21 protein-coding genes are annotated in these 23079 nt (G+C 65.3%); 15 read left to right on the top strand and 6 right to left on the bottom strand.

The window, feature by feature from the left end; translation table 11 throughout:
- Positions 1-70: 70 nt before the first annotated feature.
- Positions 71-580: a GNAT family N-acetyltransferase gene (locus tag QFZ88_RS10070; RefSeq protein WP_139116443.1), complete on the bottom strand. Its 510-nt coding sequence runs from the start codon at positions 578-580 to the stop codon at positions 71-73.
- 607 nt (positions 581-1187) lie between these two features.
- On the opposite strand from QFZ88_RS10070, the gene QFZ88_RS10065 reads away from it, so the two are divergent.
- The 5 genes from QFZ88_RS10065 to QFZ88_RS10045 all read left to right on the top strand — a co-directional run bounded on the left by QFZ88_RS10065 (position 1188) and on the right by QFZ88_RS10045 (position 5250).
- Positions 1188-2120, top strand: a complete 933-nt coding sequence (locus tag QFZ88_RS10065) for a lipid kinase (protein WP_275040868.1) — start codon at positions 1188-1190, stop codon at positions 2118-2120.
- Positions 2121-2394: 274 nt separating this feature from the next.
- The gene (locus QFZ88_RS10060) at positions 2395-3780 is read left to right on the top strand and encodes a M20/M25/M40 family metallo-hydrolase (protein ID WP_024926743.1); all 1386 of its coding nucleotides are present in this window, start codon (positions 2395-2397) and stop codon (positions 3778-3780) included.
- An 11-nt stretch (positions 3781-3791) separates the two neighbouring features.
- A complete protein-coding gene (locus QFZ88_RS10055; protein WP_024926744.1) occupies positions 3792-4412 on the top strand; it encodes a ribonuclease D in 621 nt (206 codons plus the stop codon).
- Between the two features lie 47 nt (positions 4413-4459).
- The gene (locus QFZ88_RS10050; protein WP_024926745.1) at positions 4460-4711 is read left to right on the top strand and encodes a hypothetical protein; all 252 of its coding nucleotides are present in this window, start codon (positions 4460-4462) and stop codon (positions 4709-4711) included.
- A 284-nt stretch (positions 4712-4995) separates the two neighbouring features.
- Positions 4996-5250: a GlsB/YeaQ/YmgE family stress response membrane protein gene (locus QFZ88_RS10045; protein ID WP_024926746.1), complete on the top strand. Its 255-nt coding sequence runs from the start codon at positions 4996-4998 to the stop codon at positions 5248-5250.
- Between the two features lie 155 nt (positions 5251-5405).
- Here the strand turns inward: QFZ88_RS10045 and QFZ88_RS10040 are convergent, their stop codons facing one another.
- Both QFZ88_RS10040 and QFZ88_RS10035 read right to left on the bottom strand, forming a co-directional pair.
- Positions 5406-5711: a DUF982 domain-containing protein gene (locus QFZ88_RS10040; RefSeq protein WP_024926747.1), complete on the bottom strand. Its 306-nt coding sequence runs from the start codon at positions 5709-5711 to the stop codon at positions 5406-5408.
- Positions 5712-6085: 374 nt separating this feature from the next.
- Positions 6086-6325, bottom strand: coding sequence for a hypothetical protein (locus QFZ88_RS10035; RefSeq protein ID WP_024926748.1), 240 nt, complete (start codon positions 6323-6325; stop codon positions 6086-6088).
- 387 nt (positions 6326-6712) lie between these two features.
- Here QFZ88_RS10035 and QFZ88_RS10030 point away from each other — a divergent pair, with 387 nt between their 5' ends.
- A complete protein-coding gene (locus tag QFZ88_RS10030) occupies positions 6713-8944 on the top strand; it encodes a transglycosylase domain-containing protein (protein WP_024926749.1) in 2232 nt (743 codons plus the stop codon).
- 39 nt (positions 8945-8983) lie between these two features.
- Here the strand turns inward: QFZ88_RS10030 and QFZ88_RS10025 are convergent, their stop codons facing one another.
- Entirely contained in the window at positions 8984-9448 is a 465-nt protein-coding gene (locus QFZ88_RS10025; protein ID WP_244431356.1) for a MarR family winged helix-turn-helix transcriptional regulator, read from the bottom strand.
- Between the two features lie 66 nt (positions 9449-9514).
- On the opposite strand from QFZ88_RS10025, the gene QFZ88_RS10020 reads away from it, so the two are divergent.
- Complete coding sequence (locus QFZ88_RS10020) at positions 9515-11377, top strand: chloride channel protein (protein WP_024926751.1); 1863 nt, start codon at positions 9515-9517, stop codon at positions 11375-11377.
- A gap of 291 nt (positions 11378-11668) precedes the next feature.
- Here QFZ88_RS10020 and ybaL read toward each other — a convergent pair whose 3' ends face one another.
- Positions 11669-13456, bottom strand: a complete 1788-nt coding sequence (ybaL, locus tag QFZ88_RS10015; RefSeq protein ID WP_024926752.1) for a YbaL family putative K(+) efflux transporter — start codon at positions 13454-13456, stop codon at positions 11669-11671.
- A 421-nt stretch (positions 13457-13877) separates the two neighbouring features.
- Here ybaL and cysG point away from each other — a divergent pair, with 421 nt between their 5' ends.
- The 6 genes from cysG (at position 13878) to QFZ88_RS09985 (ending at position 20982) form a co-directional block, all read left to right on the top strand.
- Positions 13878-15329: a siroheme synthase CysG gene (cysG, locus tag QFZ88_RS10010; protein WP_024926753.1), complete on the top strand. Its 1452-nt coding sequence runs from the start codon at positions 13878-13880 to the stop codon at positions 15327-15329.
- Complete coding sequence (locus QFZ88_RS10005) at positions 15326-15622, top strand: DUF2849 domain-containing protein (protein ID WP_024926754.1); 297 nt, start codon at positions 15326-15328, stop codon at positions 15620-15622. Before cysG ends, QFZ88_RS10005 begins: the two co-directional genes overlap by 4 nt.
- A 40-nt stretch (positions 15623-15662) precedes the next feature.
- Entirely contained in the window at positions 15663-17333 is a 1671-nt protein-coding gene (locus QFZ88_RS10000; protein ID WP_024926755.1) for a nitrite/sulfite reductase, read from the top strand.
- Positions 17308-18072: a phosphoadenylyl-sulfate reductase gene (locus QFZ88_RS09995; protein WP_024926756.1), complete on the top strand. Its 765-nt coding sequence runs from the start codon at positions 17308-17310 to the stop codon at positions 18070-18072. The genes QFZ88_RS10000 and QFZ88_RS09995 overlap by 26 nt, the downstream gene beginning before the upstream one ends.
- 168 nt (positions 18073-18240) lie before the next feature.
- On the top strand, positions 18241-18798 hold the full coding sequence (locus QFZ88_RS09990) for a DUF934 domain-containing protein (RefSeq protein ID WP_244431360.1): 558 nt from the start codon (positions 18241-18243) through the stop codon (positions 18796-18798).
- 573 nt (positions 18799-19371) lie between these two features.
- Positions 19372-20982: a GMC family oxidoreductase gene (locus QFZ88_RS09985; RefSeq protein ID WP_024927196.1), complete on the top strand. Its 1611-nt coding sequence runs from the start codon at positions 19372-19374 to the stop codon at positions 20980-20982.
- Between the two features lie 45 nt (positions 20983-21027).
- On the opposite strand, the gene QFZ88_RS09980 is transcribed toward QFZ88_RS09985, so the two are convergent.
- On the bottom strand, positions 21028-21219 hold the full coding sequence (locus tag QFZ88_RS09980) for a hypothetical protein (RefSeq protein WP_024927197.1): 192 nt from the start codon (positions 21217-21219) through the stop codon (positions 21028-21030).
- Between the two features lie 330 nt (positions 21220-21549).
- Here QFZ88_RS09980 and grpE point away from each other — a divergent pair, with 330 nt between their 5' ends.
- Together grpE and QFZ88_RS09970 are read left to right on the top strand one after the other, a co-directional pair.
- Entirely contained in the window at positions 21550-22179 is a 630-nt protein-coding gene (gene grpE / locus QFZ88_RS09975) for a nucleotide exchange factor GrpE (RefSeq protein WP_024927198.1), read from the top strand.
- 214 nt (positions 22180-22393) lie between these two features.
- Positions 22394-23026, top strand: coding sequence for a trimeric intracellular cation channel family protein (locus QFZ88_RS09970; protein WP_024927199.1), 633 nt, complete (start codon positions 22394-22396; stop codon positions 23024-23026).
- Positions 23027-23079 lie beyond the last annotated feature (53 nt).

The following is a 23079-nucleotide window of genomic DNA, read 5'->3' as shown; positions in this document are numbered from 1 at the left end:
CTGTCCATGGTTTAGGCCACCGTGCCGCCGTCTCCTGACAAGTCGTTGGCCCGTGTCGGGTTGCAGGCGCCTAGAGAGGCGCAAATCGCTTGGAGATGGTCTCGGGTCCGTCGCGATAGTCGGTGAAGCCGATCCCCTGGTAGAATGCCTGGCCGCCGGTATTTTCCTTGCGGATGGTCGCATCGATGAAGCTGACGCCGGCCATCTTCGCGGCCTCCGACGTGTGGGCGAACAATGCCCGTCCAGCGCCTCTCTTGTGGGCATGAGGATCCACGAAGGTCGCGACAATCCCCCAGTCGGCCGGCAACCGGTCGCCCGGCCAATCGGGGTCGGACCATTCGAGCGACTGGAACCCTAGCAACTGCGACCCTTCGAGCGCCACGAAGCAGCTGATTCCGAGCTGTGGCGAGATGAAGTAATCGACGATGCGCTGCTCGTCGAAATGCCCACGGTGCGCCGTTGTCCCACCGATTTCGACGATTTCGTTCAGGATTCGCGCCATCGCGCCCGCGTCTTGCGGCAGGGCGGCTCGGACATGCAGGGGCATGGATCGGTCATTCCATCTTGATTTGCCGGCCATTTTGATTTGCCGGCCATAGTGATTGCTGGATTGTCGGAAGTTAGGTGCCCCACGCCCCTTCTGCAAAGGGTGGGATGCTCACAACTGACATTGGTCGGCGGATGGTGAAGGTCGATCGCCGCTGGCGGATCATGTCGAAGATATTCTCGAGGTTCTCAACAAGGATCCGGCGACGACCTTCGTGATTATCGACGAGGTCATAAACGAGGTCGAAACGAGGTATTGGGGGCATCGGCGGCCTGCCCGTCGAACAACACCGACAAAAGATTGCCGGCAATCCACCAAAGGGTTGAGACCCTGTTCCAGACCTAGCCGTGCGGCCGTTGCCGGCACAACAACGGCGGACCTGGCACCGGCCCGAAAGGCCGATCACCACCCCTCACGGGCATGTTACAAAAGTGTAATGTTGGCGCCCTTGAATCGCCATGTTCGCGACCACAAATATGACCCATCGGCAGTTTTCGCCGAAGTCCGGAACAAGGCCCGTCCCCCGCCTATGCCGGACACCTGCGGCAGCCTTTCCCCCTCTCCGGGCTGCCGCATTGTTTCGAGTAGCGCCGCCGTGGTTCCCCCTCCACCACGGCGGCACTTTTTTGGGAGCAGGATCATCCCCGACACAGCCCAGAAAACCGCGACCGGGAAAACCCCGAAGGCCGCAAAACGGCGCGCCCTGCTGCTCGTCAACGCCAAGGCGCGGCGCGGAGACATGCCGCTCGACGGTATTCTCGACCGCTTGCGGGCCGGTGGGCTGGACGTGACGGTGGAGCCGTTCTCGGCACTGCCTGAACTTGCCCGCGACATCACCCGGCTGCGCGAACAGGCCGACTGCATCATCATCTGCGGCGGCGACGGCACCGTCTCGTCCGGCGCCATGGCGGTGATGGAAAGCGGCCTGCCGATGGGCATACTGCCGATGGGCACCGCCAACGACCTTGCCCGCACGCTCGGCCTGCCGATGGACATCATGCAGGCGACGGACGTCATCGTGAAAGGCTACCAGCGCCGCATCGACCTCGGCTCGGTCAACGGCCATGCCTTCTTCAACGTCGCTAGCATCGGGCTCTCCACGCAGCTCGCGCAAGGGCTGCGGCCTGAATTGAAGAAGCGTTGGGGACGGCTCGGCTACGCCATTGCCGCGGCGCGCGTGCTCTACAAGGCGCGGCCCTTCACCGCCTGGATCCGCGAGAAGGGCGAGATGGTCAAGGTGAAGACCTTCCAGATCGCCGTCGGCAACGGCCGCCATTATGGCGGCGGCAATGTCGTGGAGGCGAGTGCCGCCATCGACGACGGCTTCCTCGATCTCTACAGCCTGGAAATGCGCAATGTGTGGAAGCTGGCGCTGTTGCTGCGCTCGTTCCGCTCGGGCACGCATGGCGCCTGGAACGAGGTGCGGACGGCGCGCTGCGTGCAGTTCGATGTCACCACCCGTACGCCGCAGCCGGTGAACACCGACGGCGAGATCGTGACGTCGACGCCGGCCTCCTTCCTCGTGCATCCGGAAGCGATCGCGGTCTATGCGCCGGAAGGCACCGACGACTGACAGACTGCCTTGAAATCGATGATGCCGGGCTGCAAATGGCAAGCCGCTGCGCTCCGATGCTCACGTACTGAAAGTACGCTCCGCTTCGGTGCTCGCGCCTCGCCATTTTCGCCTCGGCCTGATCGATTTCCACGCAGTCTTCCAAATTTTCAAACTCCTTCGAAATTGCAGCGGAGACGGAACGGTGAGCCAGAGGGTCGCTGGCGGTTTCCTTCCACAGGCTCTTCCATTAGGGTCGCCGCGGAATCGTCCTTGATTGATCGGAAGGCCCGCAATGACCGCTCTCAGCCCCGTCCTCGACCGTCTCGACAAAAGCCTCGACCAGAGCCTGGCGCGGCTGTTCGATCTGTTGAAGATCAAGTCGATCTCGACCGATCCGGCTTTTTCGGCCGACTGCCGCAAGGCGGCGGAGTGGCTGGTGGCGGACCTCAAGACCATCGGCTTCGACGCCGCGGTGCGCGACACGCCCGGCCATCCCATGGTGGTCGCCCATCACGACGGCCCGGCCGGCGCGCCGCATGTGCTGTTCTACGGCCATTACGACGTGCAGCCGGTCGACCCGCTCAATCTCTGGCACGACGATCCGTTCGATCCCAAGATCAAGGAGACCGAGCCCGGCCGCAAGGTCATCACCGGCCGTGGGTCGGCCGACGACAAGGGCCAGTTGATGACCTTCGTGGAAGCCTGCCGCGCCTGGAAGGCCGAGCACGGTTCGCTGCCCTGCCGCGTCACCATCCTGTTCGAGGGCGAGGAGGAAAGCGGCTCGCCGTCGCTGAAGCCGTTCCTCGATGCCAACGCCAAGGAACTGAAGGCCGATTTCGCGCTGGTCTGCGATACCGGCATGTGGGACGAGACCACGCCGGCGATCACGACGACGCTGCGCGGCCTCGTCGGCGAGGAGATCACCGTCAAGGCCGCCAATCGCGACCTGCATTCGGGAGAATATGGCGGTGCCGCCGCCAATCCGATCCGCATCCTGGCCAGGATCCTGGCCGACATCCATGACGAGACCGGTCGTGTCACCATTCCCGGCTTCTATGACGGCGTCGAGGAGACGCCGTCGCAGGTGCTGAAATCGTGGGAGCAACTGGGCGAGACCACCGAGACTTTCCTTGGCCCGATCGGCCTGTCGGTTCCGTCGGGCGAAAAAGGCCGCTCGGTGCTGGAACTGGTTTGGGCGCGCCCGACCGCCGAGTTCAACGGCATCACCGGCGGCTACACCGGCAAGGGCTTCAAGACGGTGATCGCGGCGGAAGCCTCGGCCAAGGTGTCCTTCCGCCTCGTGCACAAGCAGAATCCCGACAAGATCCGCGCCGCCTTCCGCAAATTCGTCGAGGAGCGGCTGCCCGCCGACTGCTCCGTCGAGTTTCATCCGCATGGCGGCTCGCCGGCAATCCAGCTTTCCTACGAATCGCCCTTCCTGACCAAGGCCAAGGACGCGCTGTCGGACGAATGGCCGAAGCCGGCCGTCATGATCGGCAGCGGCGGTTCGATCCCGGTGGTCGGCGACTTCCAGACCTTCCTCGGCATGGAATCGCTGCTGGTCGGTTTCGGCCTGTCGGACGATCGCATCCATTCACCCAACGAGAAGTACGAGATGAGCTCCTTCCACAAGGGGCAGCGCTCCTGGGCGCGCATCCTCGACGCACTGACCCGCTGAGCAGACCGACCATGAGCAACATCCGTTTTCACAAAAACGACCTGCCCGACCTTGCCCATTACGATGTCGACGCGGTCGCCATCGACACCGAGACGCTGGGGCTGAACCCGCATCGCGACCGGCTCTGCGTGGTGCAGATTTCGCCCGGCGACGGCTCCGCCGACGTCATCCAGATCGCGGCCGGCCAGAAGAAGGCGCCGAACCTCACCGCGCTCCTGAAGAACCGCAAGATCACCAAGCTGTTCCATTTCGGCCGCTTCGACCTTGCCGTGCTCTACAACGCCTTCGGCGTCATGCCCGAGCCGGTGTTCTGCACCAAGATCGCGTCCAGGCTGGTGCGTACCTACACCGACCGCCATGGCCTGAAGGACATCTGCCAGGAACTGCTCGGCGTCGGCTTGTCGAAGCAGCAGCAGTCTTCCGACTGGGCGGCCGAGACGCTGTCGCCGGAACAGCTCGAATATGCCGCTTCCGACGTGCTTTACCTGCACCGGCTGCGCGACGTGCTGGCCGGGCGGCTGGCGCGCGACGGCCGGACCAGGGAGGCCGAAGCCTGCTTCCGCTTCCTGCCGACCCGTGCCAAACTGGACCTGATGGGCTGGGACGAAGAGGATATCTTCGCCCACAGCTGACCGGCGCGGGCTGTCCATGCCGGTGCCGGGCTGATGGAGGCTTGACGATGGCTGCCAGACAACCGATCGCGACCGCGCCCAAGGACGGCTCCAAGGTCACCGTCTACTGGACGGACGGCAACGGCGTGATGAACGAGTCGATCGCGCAATACCGCTCCGCCGAGCGGTTGAAGGCGCTTGGCGGCGATGTCGATCCCAACGATATTGGCTGGTGGGCGGCGATCGACGGCCATACCCAGAAGAAGATCGACCCAACGAGCTGGCGCCCGGCTTCGGGCGACGATGACGACGACAGCTGAGGTTGTCCGCGCTTTTTGAGCTTCGAACGCCCCGAGCTCCGCGAGGGGCAGGATTGCATCTTGCTCCTAGCCCTCGGCATAGCCTCGGGCGTTCGAACCCTTTGAAAGGTCCACTGGACCTTTCAATTCGCCTCCGGCGAACCGGGTTCTCACCCCGCAAGGGGAGAAGGGGCGCCACCCCATGCTTGGCTTTTCCCCGCAGGTTGAATTATCGTTCCGGCATTGCAACCGGGGCCTGATTCGCAGCTTCGGCGCGTTTCAGCCCATGTTCCGGAGGGAATGTCATGGGTGTCGAAAGTCTGATTGTCTTCCTCGTCATCGGCGCGGTCGCCGGCTGGCTGGCCGGCCTGATCGTCAAGGGCTTCGGCTTCGGCCTGATCGGCAACATCGTCGTCGGTATCGTCGGCGCCTTCATCGCCGGCTGGCTGTTTCCGAGACTGGGCATCAGCCTGGGCGGCGGCATCATCGCCTCGATCATCCACGCCGCCATCGGCGCGATCATCCTTCTGGTGCTGATCCGGCTGGTCAAGCAGGCTTGACCAGGTCCAGCAGGCTTGACCGGGTCAACTAGGCTCGACGTACCCAACACGGCCTGACGCGCCAGTCGCGCAGGCCGATCGCTTCCAGGAAGCGCGCTTCCTGGAAATGCTCTTCAGCAAAACCGGCTGTCCCCGTGGCAGGCAGGCCCGACCCCTCAGGCGCTGCGGCGCATCGGCCGTTCGTGGCTGTGGTCGACCGCGTATGGGCCCATTCTGTCATCGACGACCATGCCGCTGATGCGGATGAAGCCGGCGAAAGATCTGCGGGCGTCGTCAGCGCTCAGCTGACCGGCCTCGGCGGCGAGGCAGCAGTTCAGCGCGCAATTGTAGACCGGCCCGCGGCGACCCGCCGGCCACGCCCGCAGAAACGCGGTCGCTTCCTCGACACTGTCAATTTCCTTCATCGGATGACCCGGGCCGTGCGAAAGGCGGACCGGCACGACAAACTGCAGGCGGTTCATGGACTACCTCCCAAACAGTCAGAACGTTTTGATTAGGGCCACTATACTCCAGCATGAGGGCCGAACAAAGGCTCCGTGTCGCAAGAGTGATGTGTGGATTTAAAAATTGAACGGCCCGTCGCAGGGGGTGTTGCGGCGGGCCGTTGCAGAGCATGGAGGGACATGCCTGACTTCGAGTGGGATGAGAATCCCCAGGAAGCGCCCACTAACGGTGGCGGTCGAACAAGGTTCCGATACGTTCGATCACGAAAGAGTTATATAGTCTGTTTTTGCAGAGTAGTTGACGGCTGCCGTCTGCGGTTCCGGCATGAAAAACCCGCCCCGGCGAACCGGGACGGGCGGCAAACGTCTTGAATGTTCTCTAGATGATCGCGTCAGCAGCCGGCGCAGGCTCCTTTGCTGGGGGTGCCGACAGGGCCCTGGCCGCTGGGCTTGCCGGAGCTGGACGTGCCCGTATGCGAGCGCGTGCCCTTGGAACCCGCGGTGAGCAGGACATCGCCCTGTCCGGTCGCTTGCACCGACGGTTTCGGTCCATTGCCCATCATCGGCGCGGCGGCGAAAGCTGCTCCCGACAGCATCAGCGACGCGATGGCCGCAGCCATAATCGTCTTCATGATCTTTCCCTTCATCACTTGGCCCAGGGCCATCCATGGCGCTGAGCAGGCGCCGATGGCGCCGTGTCGCGCCCGCGCCTTCGACGCGACACCGGCGCCTTCAATGAACGGCCTATGAGGCCGGGCACATACGGCAAATGACGTATTTTTGGGCAACGCCCGCGCCTGGTCGGCCGTGTGGTTACCAGACGATAAAGAGCCGGAAGGACGGTGGATTGTTTGTTCCCGCCGGCGCCAGGGTCGAAGTTCTGCCGGCATTCAACAGGTGGTTTGACCTTAACCCTTTGATTTTCCTTTGTTTCGATTTTTAGGCTCTTAACGCGCCCTTAAACCGCCGTATCTACTCTGCAACGGGAGCGCCATCGGCATCGGGACTATCGGCAGCGCATGGCGGACCGCAGGGACAGACGCATCGAACCCAGCTTCGAGGGGACGGCGAAAACGCCTGCCTCGGCTGGTTTTTCGGTCGGTGAAGAGGATCGCGTCGTGCCGGGAAACCGGAAATCCTCCAAAAAGCGTGGCAGCGCCAAGGCGAAGGCGGCCCGTGGCGGCCGGCGCAAGCGCGGCCGCATGGGGCTGTTGGCCAGGCTCGTCTACTGGTGTTTCGTGCTGGCCATCTGGGGCGGCATCGCCGGTGCCGGCATCGTCATCTATTACGGCGCCAAGATGCCGGCGGCGACGACCTGGAGCGTGCCGGACCGCGCCCCCAACATCAAGATCGTCGATGTCGAGGGCCAGCTTGTCGCCAACCGCGGCATGAGCGGCGGCGAGGCCGTCGGCCTCAACGAGATGTCGCGTTATATTCCCGAGGCCGTCATCGCCATCGAGGACCGGCGCTTCTATTCGCATTACGGCATCGACCCGATCGGCTTTTCCCGCGCCGTGTTCACCAACCTTCTCGGCGGGCGTCTGCGCCAGGGCGGTTCGACGCTGACCCAGCAGCTTGCCAAGAATCTGTTCCTGACGCCGGACCGCACCTTGGAGCGCAAGGTGCAGGAGGTGCTTCTGGCGATCTGGCTGGAGCACAAGCACACCAAGGACCAGATCCTCGAAATGTACCTGAACCGGGTCTATTTCGGCTCCGGAGCGCATGGCGTCGAGGCGGCGTCGCGCCGTTATTTCGGCAAGAGCGCCCGCGACGTGACCCTGTCGGAAGCAGCACTCCTGGCCGGCCTGCTCAAGGCGCCGTCGCGCTTTTCGCCGGCGCGCGACCCGAAGGCAGCCGAGGGCAGGGCGCAGGTCGTGCTGGGCGTGATGCGCGACGAAGGCATGATCAGCGACAAGGAGCTGAAGACGGCGATGGCGGCACCCGCGGTGCGCGCGCCGTCCTACTGGACCGGATCCGAAAACTATGTCGCCGACACCGTGGTGGAGGAACTGCCGGACCTGATCGGCGACGTGCGTGGCGACGTCGTGGTCGAAACCACGATCGACATGAACTTGCAGAAGCTCGCCGAGAAATCGATCCGCGAGCTGATCGACGCCAATGGCAAGAAGCTCAATGTCAGCCAGGGCGCGCTGGTGTCGATCGACAATTCGGGCGCGGTGCGCGCCATGGTCGGCGGCTACGACTACGCGACCAGCCAGTTCAACCGCGCCTCGGAAGCGCGCCGCCAGCCGGGTTCAGCCTTCAAGCCCTTCGTCTACATGACGGCGCTGGAGGCCGGCCGCACGCCCGACAGCGTCCGCAACGACGCGCCGATCCGCATCGGCAACTGGTCGCCCGACAATTTCAAGGGCAAATATTACGGCAAGGTCACGCTGGCGACGGCATTGGCGAAGTCGCTCAACTCGGTCGCGGCGCAGCTCACCATGGAAGTCGGGCCGAACGCCGTCATCGACACGGCGCATCGCATGGGCATCCAGTCCGACCTGCAGAACAACACGGCGATCGCGCTCGGCACCTCGGAAGTGACGCCGCTGGAACTGACCTCGGCCTATGTGCCTTTCGCCAATGGCGGCTACCGGCCGGACGTGCATTTCGTGCGCCGCATCACCGACGGCAACGGCAAGGTGCTCTACCAGGCCAAGGAAGCGACCGCGCCGCGCGTGGCCCGCACCGAGATCATCGGCATGATGAATTCGATGATGTCGGGTACGGTCGAGGTCGGCACCGCCAAAAAGGCGGCTTTCGGCTGGCCGTCGGCCGGCAAGACCGGCACCAGCCAGAATTCGCGCGACGCTTGGTTCGTCGGCTATACGGCCAACCTGACCACGGGTGTCTGGTTCGGCAACGATGACGGAACGGCGATGAAGAACGTCACCGGCGGCGCGCTGCCGGCGCAGGCCTGGCACGAATTCATGATGGCCGCGCATGAGGGCGTGCCGGTGAAGCCGCTGCCCGGCACCTGGCGCTCGACGCCGTCCGACGCGATCGTGCAGGACGACATCCCGCTCAACATCGAACCGCCGGCGCCGATACCCGGTCAGGCGGTGCCGACGGCTTCGGCCTCCCAGCCGCAGCGGGCGGTGCGCCAGGCCGGCCAGCGGAACGGCGTTGCCATGCCAAGCGACGACGGCAGCACCGCTTCGATCGATCATCCGGTGCCGCCGGGCGATGTCGGCGGGCCGACGAAGAAGCGCGGAACCTCGATCCTCGACATATTGGGCGGCGGCTGAGGCGCCGCCGGCGGGCAGCTCCTTCGGAGTGCCTTTGCTCTAGCGGGCAGTCCCTTCACGGCCGCTCAGCCTGGCCAGTATCGACACGAGCTGCGGCGCCATCAGGCCGATTTCGTCGAGATGCATGCTGGAGAGCGAGAGCAGGCGCTTTTCGCCCTCCGGCGTCAGCGACAACAGCACGCGCCGGCCGTCATTCGGATCCTGCCGGCGCTTGACCAGGCCCGCTTCCTCCAGCCGGTTGGCGAGTTCGGCGGCGGTGTGATGACGCACCAACAGCCGTGTCGCCAGCTCGCCCACGGACAGGCCGTCGCCTTCGCCCAGCCCCTTGATGGTGAGGATGGCCTGATGCTGCTGGGCGGTCAGGCCGGCCTCGCCGGCCGCCGTTTCGCTGAAGGCCAGGAACTTTCGGATCGCATAGCGGAATTCGGCCAGCGAACGATAGTCGACCTCGCCCGGGTCGGCCGGATTGGGCCGTACGGAGCCCGGCTCGGTTTTTTTGATCACCGGATCGTTTCCTTTCCTGAAATTATATCGTAGTGCGATATAAACTCATCAGCGATTGAAGCCCATATGCCTATATCCACCCAGACCGACAAGCCAGCCGAAGCCACGCGCGCCCGGCCGCTCCCGCCTTCGGCCCAGCACGCCCTGCCGCGACCCGGCGACTTCACCGCCGACACGCGCGTGCTGATGCTGATGGCGGTCGCTGTCGTCGTCGGCACGGCGGCGGTCGGCACGGCCTGGGTTCTGCTCAGGCTGATCACGCTCTGCACCAACATCGCCTATTACGGTCGGCTGTCACTGGAAGCGTTGCCGATCTCCGGTTCGCCGCTCGGCTGGGGGATGGTGGTCGTGCCGGTGGTCGGCTGCCTGATCATCGGCCTGATGGCGCGGTTCGGCTCGGAAAAGATCCGCGGCCACGGCATACCCGAGGCGATCGAGGCTATCCTGATCGGCAAGAGCCGCATCAGCGCCAAGGTCGCGGTGCTGAAGCCGCTGTCCTCGGCGATCTCGATCGGCACCGGCGGCCCGTTCGGCGCGGAAGGCCCGATCATCATGACCGGCGGCGCCGTCGGCTCGCTGATCGCGCAGACGATCCATTTGAGTTCCGGCGAACGCAAGGCGCTCTTGGTGGCGGGCGCCGCTGCCGGCATGACCGCGATCTTCGGCACGCCGCTTGCCGCCGTGCTTCTGGCGGTGGAGTTGCTCCTGTTCGAATGGAAACCGCGCAGCTTCCTGCCCGTCGTCGTTGCCGCGGCGGTGGCGGCAGCCGAACGCACGCTGCTGCTCGACCCGGCGCCGCTGTTTGCCTATGCCGGCCAGATGGCGCCCTCGGTGCCGGCCTTCCTGTCGTGGATGTCCGTCGGGCTGATCATGGGGCTGGGCTCCGGCCTGCTGACAGCGATGGTCTATGGCTCGGAGGACCTGTTCCAGAAACTTCCGATCCATTGGATGTGGTGGCCGATGATCGGTGGCCTCGTCGTCGGCATCGGCGGGCTGATCGAGCCGTCGGCGCTCGGCGTCGGCTACGACAACATCCGCCATCTCCTGTCCGGCGACCTCGTCTTCAAGGCGGCGCTGCTGCTTCTGGTGGTGAAAGCCATCATCTGGGCGGTGGCGCTGGGGTCCGGCACGTCGGGCGGCGTGCTGGCGCCATTGCTGATCTTCGGCGGCGCGCTCGGCGCCTTGCTGACGCCGATGCTGCCGCAGGCCGATGTCGGTTTCTGGGCGTTGCTCGGCATGGCTGCCATGATGGGCGGTACCATGCGCGCGCCGCTGACGGCAACGCTGTTCGGCGTCGAGCTGACGGGCGACCAGCACGCGCTGCTGCCTCTGTTGATTGCCTGCGCCATCGCCTACGCCACCACGGTGCTGCTGCTCAAGCGTTCGATCCTGACGGAGAAGATCGCCCGGCGCGGCCTGCACATCACGCGCGAATACCAGGCCGATCCCTTCGAGCAGACCTGGGTCAAGGACGTGATGGTGAAGGAACCGGACGCGGTCGACGCGTCATGGAGCGTCGGCCAGACGATCGATTATTTCATGAGCACCGAGCACCGCCACAAGAGCTATCCCGTCGTCACCGAGGACGGCGTCGTCATCGCCATGGTCTCACGCGGCGACGTGCTGGCCTGGTTTGGCCAAAATCAGGCGCCCGATCGCGAGGCGATCCTCGAGGACGTGCTCGACCCGAACCTTTTGTTCGGCAGCCCGAACGAACTGGTCGGCCATCTCGCCGACCGCATGGCCGAAAGCGGCATCGGCCGGGTTCCGGTAGTGGATGCCGCGGGCAGGCTGGTCGGCCTCGTCGCCCGCAAGGATCTTTTGGCGGCACGGGCGCGCCGCACCGCCGAGGAGCGCGACCGCGCCAGGCTGCTTGTGGGACAGCGGAAGGTCGGCCGGGTCGAGAAGGCAAAGACGGTCAGGCCTTAGACGCAGGTCCCTTCTCCCCTTGTGGGAGAAGGTGGCCGAGCCGAAGGCGAGGTCGGATGAGGGGTGCTGGACGGAGTACAACCTTACTCATTCGCAAACCAACATCGGGTGGGATGCTAGACGGTGCATGGCCCCATTTCTTCCAACACCCCTCATCCGTCTCGGCGCTACGCGCCGATCCACCTTCTCCCGCAAGGGGAGAAGGGACGCGCTGCCACATCTGCCACGACATGCGGCAGCCCGCTTTGAGGGGAGGAGGAGCGAGCCTGGACAGATCGTCCATAGCAAGCTCTAGCTGGCGATTATCGGCTCGCCCGCCGGCCGGCTCGGCTCCGGTTTCAGCACCGCCTCGACGATGCCGCGTGCGATCTCGCGCTCGCCCATGATGACGGTGGTGGCGCCGAGGCCCTGCAGATGTTCCACCTCGGCGTCGGAATGGGCACGGGCGACGATGTCGATGTCGGCATTGGCGGCACGGGCCAGAAGCGCGATGCGGCCGGCTTCGAAGGCGTTGGGAATGGCGAGGATCAGCCGCTTGGCGCGTGCCGCATTGGCGGCGGCGAAAACATCTTCCTTGGCGGCATTGCCGACCACGGTCTCGACGCCGTCCGCCTTCAGCCGCGTCACGGTCTTGTCGGCATCCTCGATGACCAGGAACGGCTCGTTGGCCTCTCTCAGGGCGACGCCGACCAGGCTGCCGACCCGGCCATAACCGATCAGGATGGTGTGGCCGGTTAGGGTGGTCGGCGGGGGAGGGCCATCCTCCTCCGGCTTTTCGCCGGTGGTGGCGACCTGTCCCGGCGTTGTCGCCGGGCCGATCGGTGTCGAAGCCGCCGCCGCGCCTTCCGCGCCGCGCCGCTGCTCAAGCCAGGGCCGCAGCCGGTCGACGAGGAAGAACATCACAGGATTGAGGATGATGGACAGGATCGCGCCGACCAGGATGAGATCCCGGCCTTCCTCCGGCAAGAGCTTCAGGCCGACGCCGAGCTCGGCCAGGATGAAGGAGAATTCGCCGATCTGCGCGAGACTGGCGGAAATGATCAGCGCGGTGGCGATCGGGTAGCCGAACAGGATGACGATGGCGAAGGCGGCCAGCGATTTGCCGATGACGATGATGAACAGCGTCGCCAGCACCGGTCCGATGTGCTGCATGATGCTGAACGGATCGAACATCATGCCGACCGAGACGAAGAACAGCACCGAGAAGGCATCGCGCAGCGGCAGCGATTCCTCCGCCGCGCGGTGGCTGAGCTCGGACTCGCTCATCACCATGCCGGCGAAGAAGGCGCCGAGCGCCAGCGACACGCCGAACAGCTTGGCCGCGCCGAAGGCGACGCCGAGCGCCACCGCCAGCACGGCGAGGCGGAACAATTCGCGCGAGCCGGTGTGGGCGACATAGTGCAGGATCCAAGGGATGACCCGGCGCCCGACCACCAGCATCAGAACGACAAAGGCGACGACCTTGGCCAGCGTGACGCCGACAACGCCCCAGACACCGTAATCGGCTGCCAGCCCGTAGAAGCCGCCGGGTGCGGGCGCCTGCTCGACGCCGCCGAGCACACCGGCCAGCGCCGGCAGGAGCACCAGCGCCAGCACCATGGCGAGGTCCTCGACGATCAGCCAGCCGACGGCGATGCGGCCGCGCTCGGTCTCGACCAGCCGCCGTTCCTGAAGCGCGCGCAACAGCACCACGGTGCTGGCCACCGAAAGCGCCAGGCCGAAGACAAGGCCGGCGCCGAGCGACCAGCCGAGTATCCAGGCCAGACCCCAGCCGAGCAGGGTGGCGAAGCCGATCTGCACCACGGCGCCGGGCACGGCGATGGCGCGTACGGACAAAAGGTCCTTCAGCGAAAAATGCAGGCCGACGCCAAACATCAGCAGAATAATGCCGATCTCGGCCAGTTCCAGCGCCAGCCCCTGGTCGGCGACGAAACCGGGCGTGTTCGGGCCGACAAGGATACCGGCCAGCAGATAGCCGACCAATGGCGGGATGCGGAAACGATTGGCTATGGCGCCAAAGACGAATGCCAACCCCAGACCGACGACGATGGTAGCGATAAGGGGGGTGTCATGCGGCATGGACGATGGAGCGCCTTTCGAAATTTGACGATGTCGGATGAGCGCCGCCCTGAGCCGCCGCCTTTTTCCATAATGGGGACGGGGGCGGTGCCGTGCAACCCGCGTGGCCTCAGAAAATGCATGTGGCGTGACGTTTGCCGGCGCTGCCGGTCGCACGAGGTGGCGCCCCTTAATTCTACTAAATAGATAGAAATTAGAAAAATCTGTTTTGCGGCGAGGGCTCGCCACCGCTAAACATGCCGCTTATCGGGGGAGAGGCAGGCTCGGGCGCGCCGCTATTGTCGCGCGCTAGAAAATTATTCTCCGGCCCCTTGAGCTTTCAGAAAAGCGATTGCCTTCAATTGCCGGGTGCGCGAGTGCGTTCCTTCTGAACTTTTCCGGTTGCGGTTAGAAATGCCAGACTGTTCAGGGTCTTACCGCAATGCCGCATACCGTGCCCAAGCTTAATGCCTTTCCCGTTTTCATGCGGGTGGAAGGGCAAGCCGTGGTCATCGTCGGCGGCGGCGAAGAGGCGCTGGCCAAGGCGCGGCTGATCGGCCAGTCGAGCGCCAGCTTGCGCATCGTGGCGGACCGTGCCGAGCCGGCGCTGCTTGCCTGGATCTCCGAAAACGGCGCTTCCCGCATCGCCGATACCTATCGCAGCGAACACCTGGCGGGTGCGGTGCTGGTTTTTGCAGCGACCGGCGACGAGGCGTTCGACCGGCGCATTGCGCAGGATGCGCGGGCCAAAAACATTCCCGTCAACGCGGTCGACCGGCCGGAACTGTGCGATTTCTTCACGCCGGCGCTGGTCAACCGCGCGCCCGTCGCGGTCGCCATCGGCACCGAAGGAGCCGGTCCGGTGCTGGCGCAGATGATCCGCGCACGCATCGATCAATTGCTTTCACCGTCGCTCGGTCCGCTGGCCGCCCTTGCCGCCACCTTCCGCGGCGCCGCCGAAAAGCTCCTGCCCAAGGGCAATCGCCGCCGGCGGTTCTGGGCGGATTTCTTCGCCGGCTCGCCGGCGCGCGCGGCGGAAGCCGGCGATTTGTCGGCCGCGCATGATGCCGCCTCGAAACTGCTGCTCTCCAATACCGCCTTCAGCGGCCACATTGCGCTGGTCGGCGCCGGTCCGGGCGCGGAAGACCTTTTGACCCTGCGCGCCCAGCGTCTGTTGATGGAAGCCGACGTCATCGTGTTCGACGCGCTGGTGCCGGAAGCGGTGGTGGCCATGGGCCGCCGCGACGCCGAGCGCCTGCCGGTCGGCAAGCGCAAGGGCTGCCATTCCAAGTCGCAGTCGGAAATCAACGCGCTGCTGGTTTCGCTTGGCCGCGAAGGCCGGCGCGTGGTGCGCCTGAAATCGGGCGATCCGCTGGTGTTCGGCCGCGCCGGCGAGGAGATGGCGGCGTTGCGCGAGGCCGGCATTTCCTACGAGGTCGTGCCGGGCGTGACCGCCGCCTTCGCCGCCGCCGCCGATTTCGAACTGCCGCTGACTCTGCGCGGCGTCACTTCCTCGATGGTCTTCACCACCGGTCACGACCTCAAGGGCGGCTCGCTGCCGGACTGGGCGAAGCTCGCCATCTCCGGCGCCACCGTCGCCGTCTATATGGGCCGCACCGTTGCTGCCGACGTCGCCGGGCGGCTGATCGAAGCCGGGTTGTCGCCTGACACCGCCGTCGCCGTGGTCGAGAACGCCAGCCTTGTCGGGCGCCGCCGCTTCCATGGCACTCTGGCCGACCTGCCTTCGCTGGAGGCGCGTAGCGACCTGACCGGCCCGGTCATGACCATTATCGGCGACGCGGTTGCCGGCGCCAATTTCGAGCGTTCCGAGCCGCTTGCCGCCCACAGACACAACGAGGCGGTGCTGGCTGCCGTCGAAGGAGCCGTATCATGAAGATCCTGACCGCGAACCGCCTCACCGACGGCGAGGCCGTCTGGTATGCCGGCGGCGCCTGGGCCGAGACGATCGACAAGTCGGAAGTGGCTGGCGACAAGACGGCCGAGGAGCGGCTGGAAGCGATCGGCGCCGCCGCCTTCGCCGCCAACGAGGTTGTCGACGTCAACCTGATCGACGTCGACGTCGTCGACGGCGTTATCGAACCGCTGCGCCTGCGCGAACGGATCCGCGCGACCGGCCCCACCAACCGCAACGATCTCGGCAAACAGGCCCGCCCGAACGCGGCCTGACCACGACAAGCGGGTGCTTCGGCACTCGGAGGATTAAGACATGTACCGTTACGACGAGTTCGACCATCAGTTCGTGCAGGCCCGCGTCGCGCAGTTCACCGACCAGGTCGAGCGCCGCCTTGCAGGCGAGATCACCGAGGATCAGTTCCGGCCGCTGCGCCTGATGAACGGCGTCTATCTGCAGCTGCATGCCTATATGCTGCGCATCGCCGTGCCCTATGGCACGCTGTCGTCGAAGCAGATGAGGATGCTGGCCCACATCGCGCGCAAATACGACAAGGGCTACGGCCATTTCACCACGCGCCAGAACATCCAGTTCAACTGGCCGGCGCTGTCCGATATCCCGGCGATCCTGGCCGACCTCGCCTCGGTCGAGATGCACGCGATCCAGACCAGCGGCAACTGCATCCGCAACGTCACCGCCGACCATTTCGCCGGCGCCGCCGCCGACGAGGCCGCCGATCCGCGCCCCTATGCCGAGATCCTTCGGCAATGGTCGTCCGTGCATCCGGAATTCTCCTACCTGCCGCGCAAGTTCAAGATCGCGGTGACGGGTGCCGAGCGCGACCGCGCCGCCATCCAGACGCACGATATCGGCCTGCATCTGAAGAAGAACGCGGCCGGCGAGCTCGGTTTTGCCGTCTATGTCGGCGGCGGCCAGGGCCGCACGCCGATGGTGGCCAAGAAGATCAACGACTTCCTCCCCGAGGAGCATCTTCTGTCCTACTGCACGGCGATCCTGCGCGTGTACAATCTGCACGGACGCCGCGACAACAAATACAAGGCGCGCATCAAGATCCTGGTGCACGAGACCGGCGTCGAGGAATTCACGCGTCAGGTCGAGGCCGAATGGGCCGAGCTGAAGGATGGCGAGCTGACGCTGCCGGAAGCCGACATCAAGGCGATCGACGCCTATTTCGCGCCGCCGGTGCTGCCGGCGCGGCCGGAAGGCGACCAGGCGGTCAAGCTGGCAAGGCTGGATTCGCGCAGCTTCGGCGAATGGCTCGACCAGAACGTCGTCACCCACCGCAATCCCGACTATGCGGCGGTGACGATCTCGCTCAAAGGCATCGGCGAAGTACCGGGCGATGCCTCCGACAGCCAGATGGACGCGGTGGCCGACCTTGCCGAGACCTATGCGTTCGACGAGGTGCGCGTCAGCCACGAGCAGAACCTGATCCTGCCGCATGTGGCGCGGGCCGACCTGAAGGCGATCTATGACCAGCTGGTCGAGATCGGTCTGGCGACCGCCAATTCCGACCTGATCTCCGACATCATCGCCTGCCCGGGTCTCGATTATTGCGCGCTGGCCAATGCCCGCTCGATCATCGTGGCGCAGAACATCTCCAAGCGTTTCGCGTCGCTGGAGCGGCAGCGCGACATCGGCGAATTGAAGCTGAAGATTTCTGGTTGCATCAATGCCTGCGGCCACCACCATGTCGGCCATATCGGCATTCTCGGCGTCGAGAAGAAGGGCGCGGAGCTTTACCAGGTGACGCTCGGCGGCTCGGCCGACGAACACACGACGGTTGGCGAAATCATCGGCCGCGGTTTTGGTCCGGACGAGATTACCGACGCCATCGAGACGGTGGTGGAGACCTATCTCTCGATCCGCCTCGACGCCAAGGAAAAATTTCTCGATGCCTATCGCCGCGTCGGGCCGGCGCCGTTCAAGGAGGCGCTTTATGCTGGCGAAGCCAAGGCCGCTTGACCAGGCCGCTCCCGCCGAGGGCGGGGTGGCGGCGCAAGCCGCCGCGTTCGACGCGCTGTACGGCCATCTTGATGCGCGCGCCGTGATCGAGCGGTCGGCGCGGGAGCTTTTCGCGGACGGCATCGCCGCCGTGTCCTCCTTCGGCGCGGATTCGGCCGTGCTGCTGCACATGATCGCCGCTGTCGACCGGCACATGCCGGTGATCTTCCTCGACACCGGTAAGCATTTCGAGGAAACGCTCGATTATCGCGACGCGCTCGCCGCCGATTTCGGCCTGACCAACATCCAGGTGGTGTCGCCCGAGGCGGCGGCACTTGCCCGTATCGACCCGACCGGCAGGCTGCACGAGACCGACACAGACGCCTGCTGCGACGTGCGCAAGGTGGAGCCGATGGCGCGCGGCGTCGAGCCGTACCGGGCATGGTTCACCGGCCGCAAGCGCTTCCAGGCGTCGACCCGCGCCGCGCTGCCGGTGTTCGAGGCGGTCGGCTCGCGCATCCGCATCAACCCGCTGGCGCGTTGGACCACCGCCGACCAGGCCGACTATATGCGCCAGCATGCGCTGCGCGAAAATCCGCTGGTCGCCTACGGCTATCTGTCGATCGGCTGCTTCCCGTGCACGCAGCCGGTGCAGCCGGGCGAGGACGCGCGCTCCGGCCGCTGGGCGGGCCACGCCAAGACCGAGTGCGGCATTCATCTCTCCGGACTGGAGAAGTCGCTGACGGATGCGTCGCTTTAGCTCCAACCCCTTCTCCCCGTTCACGGGGAGAAGGTGGTCCGAAGGACCGGATGAGGGGCGGCGCCAACCTTCGCAATGTCACCGATGCCCCTCACCTGCCTGCCGGCATCCTCTCCCCGTGAACGGGGAGAGGAGACTCCACTGGAAACTAGTCCGAGAATAAGCCATATGCTCGCCTTCATGACCGAGATCAAATCCGAGGCCGGCGCCGCGCCGGCGCCGCGTCTGTGGACCCCGAAGGGGTTCCGCGAGGACGATTGGACCCATGCCGAAACCGCCGACGCGCTTTCCGGCAACGGTCGTTTCATCCTGCCGCTGCAGGCGTTCCTCGATCTGGACCCGCAGGTGCGGAAATCGGCCAAGGAGCGCCTCGGCGTCGCCTTGCTGCCGGGCGACCAGCTGGACAAGATCGTCGGCCTCCTCGACCAGCTTTCGCTGGTGGCGCTGGCCTTCCCGGCCTTCAGCGACGGGCGCTCCTTCTCCAAGGCCGAATTGTTGCGCAGCCGCCATGGTTTCGAGGGCGCGGTCAGGGCGACCGGCCAGGTGCTGGTTGACCAGCTGCCGCACATGCTGCGTGTCGGCTTCGACGAGTTCGAGGTGACGAACCCGGTGCTCTTGAAGCGCCTGGAAGAAGGCCGCCTCGACGGCCTGCCGCTCTACTACCAGCCGGCGGCGCAGGCTTCCGCGCCGGCGGGCGGTTACAGCTGGCGCCGCAGGCCGAACTGAGAAATTTTTGAAATCGATGATGCCGGGCTGCAAGTGACGGCAGTCGCGCGCGGATTGCACCCTTCGCCGACGTTCCGGCATGGATTCCCGACACTCTCCGCTCCCTGCGGTCGCTCACGAGGTCGGGAATGACGGAGTTTCTTTTTCTCGCCTCACTACTCATCAGCCTGGATGTTCTCAGCCGCGAAGGCCGTGCGATACGGACGGGTGCGCCGTGCTGGCACCAACCGTGCTGACATCAAACGCCGACGTGGACAGTTAGCACGGGTCACAAATACAGCTCCGTCATTCCCGACCTCGTGAGCGACCGAAGGGAGCGGAGAGTGTCGGGAATCCATGCCGGAACGCCGGCGAAAGCCGCTGCGATGCAGGAGGCGACGGCAAAACCGGGTGGAGCCTTCGACCTCCAGCGTCCATGCGATGACCTGCCGCCACAAGCGACGGTGGGCCACCGAGCGGACCGGCCCAAAGTCCAACCCCGGTAGCGGGTTGCATCTCTTTACAACCCTGGCGTTTGGGTCTTCTCTTTGGCTTCCGGACGGAAATATCCGCCGGCAGCCCGGGGAGGCCAGCATGAAGTTCGACTATGTCATCGCCGGCGGCGGCTCGGCGGGCTCGGTGATCGCGGCGCGGCTTTCGGAGGACCCGGCGGTGAGCGTTTGCCTGCTGGAGGCTGGCGGCGAAGGCAAGGATATGCTGATCCGGGCGCCGGCTGGCGTCGTGGCGCTGTTGCCGGGGCGGCCGAAAATCAAGAACTGGGCGTTCGAGACGGTGCCGCAGCCGGGCCTCAACGGGCGCAAGGGCTACCAGCCGCGCGGCAAGGCGCTGGGCGGGTCGAGCGCGATCAACGCCATGCTCTATATTCGCGGCCACCGTCGCGACTATGACGACTGGGCCGAGGCCGGCTGCACCGGTTGGTCGTGGGACGAGGTGCTGCCCTATTTCAAGCGCGCCGAGGGTAACCAGCGCGGCACTGACGCGCTGCATGGCGGCGAGGGGCCGCTGCGGGTGGGCGAGCAGCAAAGCCCGCGCCCGCTCAGCCGTGCCTTCGTCGCCGCCTGCGGCGAAAACCAGATCCGGCTGAACGAGGATTTCAACGGCGAGGAGCAGGAAGGTGCGGGGCTCTACCAGGTCACGCAGTTCTGGGGCGAGAGGCGCAACGGCGAGCGCTGTTCGGCGGCTGCCGCCTATCTGCACCCGGCGATGGGGCGCAAGAACCTGACGGTGGTGACCGGCGCGCACGCCACCGGCATCGTGCTGGACGGCAAGCGGGCGATCGGGGTGCGCTACCGCACCGCCAATGGCGAAGCCTTTGCCCAGGCCGCCCGCGAAGTGGTGGTGTCGGGCGGCGCCTTCGGCTCGCCGCAACTGCTTCTGCTTTCCGGCATCGGCCCGGCCGGCGAACTGGCGGCGCGGGGCGTGGCTTCGGCGCACGATTTGCCTGGTGTCGGCAAGAACCTGCAGGACCATCTCGATTTCATCATCTCCTGGAAATCCCGTGAGACCGACATGTTCGGCCTCGGCGCCAAGGGCACGGTCAATCTGGTGAAAAACATCCTGCAATGGCGCAGGGACGGCACCGGCATGATCGCCACGCCCTATGCCGAGGGCGGCGCCTTCCTGAAGTCCGACCCGTCGCAGGAGCGGCCGGACCTGCAATTGCATTTCGTCATCGCCATCGTCGACGATCACGGCCGCAAGCTGCATATGGGTTACGGCTTCTCATGCCATGTCTGCGTGCTGAGGCCACATTCGCGCGGCGAGGTGACGCTGGCCAGCGCCGATCCGCTGGCCGCGCCAAGCATCGATCCGCGCTATCTCTCGGACGAGCGCGACGCGGCGCTGCTGCTCAAGGGAACAAAGATGATGCGCTCCATCCTGGCCGCGCCGGCGCTTGCCAGATATCGCGACAAGGAACTCTATTCGGCAGGCGCGACCAGCGATGCAGAGCTGATGAGCCACATCCGCGCTCGCGCCGACACTATCTATCACCCGGTCGGCACCTGCCGCATGGGCACGGACGACATGGCCGTGGTCGATCCGCAATTGCGCGTCAGAGGGCTTTCCGGCCTGCGCGTCGTCGACGCTTCGGTGATGCCGACGCTGATCGGCGGCAACACCAATGCGCCGACCATCATGATCGCCGAGAAGGCGGCGGACATGATGAAGGCCGCGGCCGCCTGAAGCGGTCGCATCATCGGTTCGCCGGTTCGAGGCGAGGGCGTTCTCTCAGCGCTGATGCTGGGCGCGGCTTTCCTGCGCGTCGAGCCGCTCCAGAAGCGTGCGGAGCGGTTCGGGAATCTCGTTCACGACCCTGAAGGCCGGCAGCGCATGCAGGAAACGCTGCGTCGAACGGTCCGTGAACTGCCGCCTGATCTGGGTCGTCAGCTGGTCGCGTTTGGCTGCGTTGGTGCGTGGCATGGTCTCAAATCCCTAAAGCGCCGCGCGTCCAATTGGACGTGCAAAGGACGCTCTAACACTTTGTATCTGCTGCATCGTGCCTACCGAAAATCGATTCCGATTTTCTGGCCGATGCAGTAGTCGACCTTGAAACTTCCCCGCCACTGAATCGTTCCTGGACAGCGACAATTTGGCAAGCGCCGAACGGGAATAGGGTAAAATTTGACTTAAATCGTCGTATCCCCCGATACCCGGCCTGCCGGCGCGTTCGGTCTTTGCCCTTGATTTTTCAGCGGCAAACCTCGATATCGGGCACAAATCCAGAACCAATCGACATGACGGGAAACGGCGATGAGCGACCAGGCAAAAGACCAACGCGCGCCTGAGGATATTGAGGCGGCGGAAGCCGAGGCGGAACGCACCGAAGGCGGCGTCGAAGGCGACTATGAAGCCCTGGTGCGCCTCATCAAGGAAAACGAAGAGCTGAAGGACCGGGCGCTGCGCACCGCGGCCGAGATGGAGAACCTGCGCCGGCGCACCGCGCGCGACGTGCAGGATGCGCGCAGCTATGCGATCGCCAATTTCGCGCGCGACATGCTGTCGGTTTCCGACAATCTCGCCCGCACGCTGGAAGCGATCCCGGCGGAAGCCAAGGCCTCCGGCGATGCCGGGTTCAAGGCGCTGATCGAAGGCGTCGACATCACCGAGCGCGCCATGCTCGGCGCGCTGGAACGCCACGGGGTCAAGAGGCTGGAGCCGCAGGGCGAAAAGTTCGACCCGAACTTCCACCAGGCGATGTTCGAAGTGCCGAACCCGGCCGTGCCGGCCAACACCGTCGTGCAGGTGGTGCAGCCGGGTTATTCGATCGGCGAACGCGTGCTGCGTCCGGCCATGGTCGGCGTGTCCAAGGGCGGCCCCAAGCTGGTCGCCGAGCCGACCGAACCGGGCCCGGTCAATGAGCAGGCCGAGAAGGATGCTTGATCAGGCATAATTGGCAGTCGGCAATCGGCAGTCGGAACAAGCGGTAGGCATTGATTTCCGCCTGTCGGGGCGGGGCGCTTGCGTCGGCTCAGCATCGCGGTATGTTTTTCCGACTGCCGACTGCCGACTGCCGACTGCCGACTGCCGACTGCCGACTGCCGACTGCCGACTGCCGACTGCCGACTGCCGACCTCATCTAATCCGCCGGCTCCCGATGCCCATCATCACTTTCATCGACTATGCCGGCGTCGCGGTGTTCGCGGCGACCGGGGCATTGGCGGCCTCGCGCAAGCAACTCGACATCGTCGGCTTCGTTTTCCTGGCGGCGGTGACCGGGGTCGGCGGCGGCACCTTCCGCGACCTCATTCTCGGTGTGCCGGTGTTCTGGATCGGCAACCGCGACTATGTGCTGATCTGCACGCTGGTCGCCCTGGTCGTGTTCTTCGGCGCGCACCGGGTCGAGTCCCGCTACAAGCTGCTTCTGTGGCTGGATGCGATCGGCCTTGCCGTCTTTGCCGTGATGGGCGCCGCCAAGGGCATGGCGATCACCGGCTCACCGGCGGTGTCGATCGTCATGGGCATGCTGACGGCGTGTTTCGGCGGCATCCTGCGCGATCTTTTGGCCGGTGAGCCCTCGGTGCTGCTCAGGCCGGAAGTCTATGTGACGGCGGCGATCGTCGGCGCCTGTGTCTACACAGCCTGCGACCTCATCCTCCTGCCAGCGCAGATTTCCTATCCCGCCGGTTTCCTGGCGGCGCTCGCGATCCGTGGCGGCGCGCTGAAGTTCGGCTGGTCGTTTCCACCCTATAAGAGCCGGCCGGGGCGGCGCCCGGAAGACATTCCGTAGGCGAAGCGCTCCTTCTCCCGCAAGGAGCAAGGAAAGGTCGCGGCTGCGCGGCG

Origin of the sequence: Mesorhizobium sp. YL-MeA3-2017 (assembly GCF_030814575.1) — a bacterium.
In the GTDB taxonomy this organism is placed as follows: Bacteria; Pseudomonadota; Alphaproteobacteria; order Rhizobiales; family Rhizobiaceae; genus Mesorhizobium; species Mesorhizobium terrae.
The sequence above is the reverse complement of the archived record's forward strand: the minus strand, read 5'-3'. Positions and strand labels throughout refer to the sequence as shown.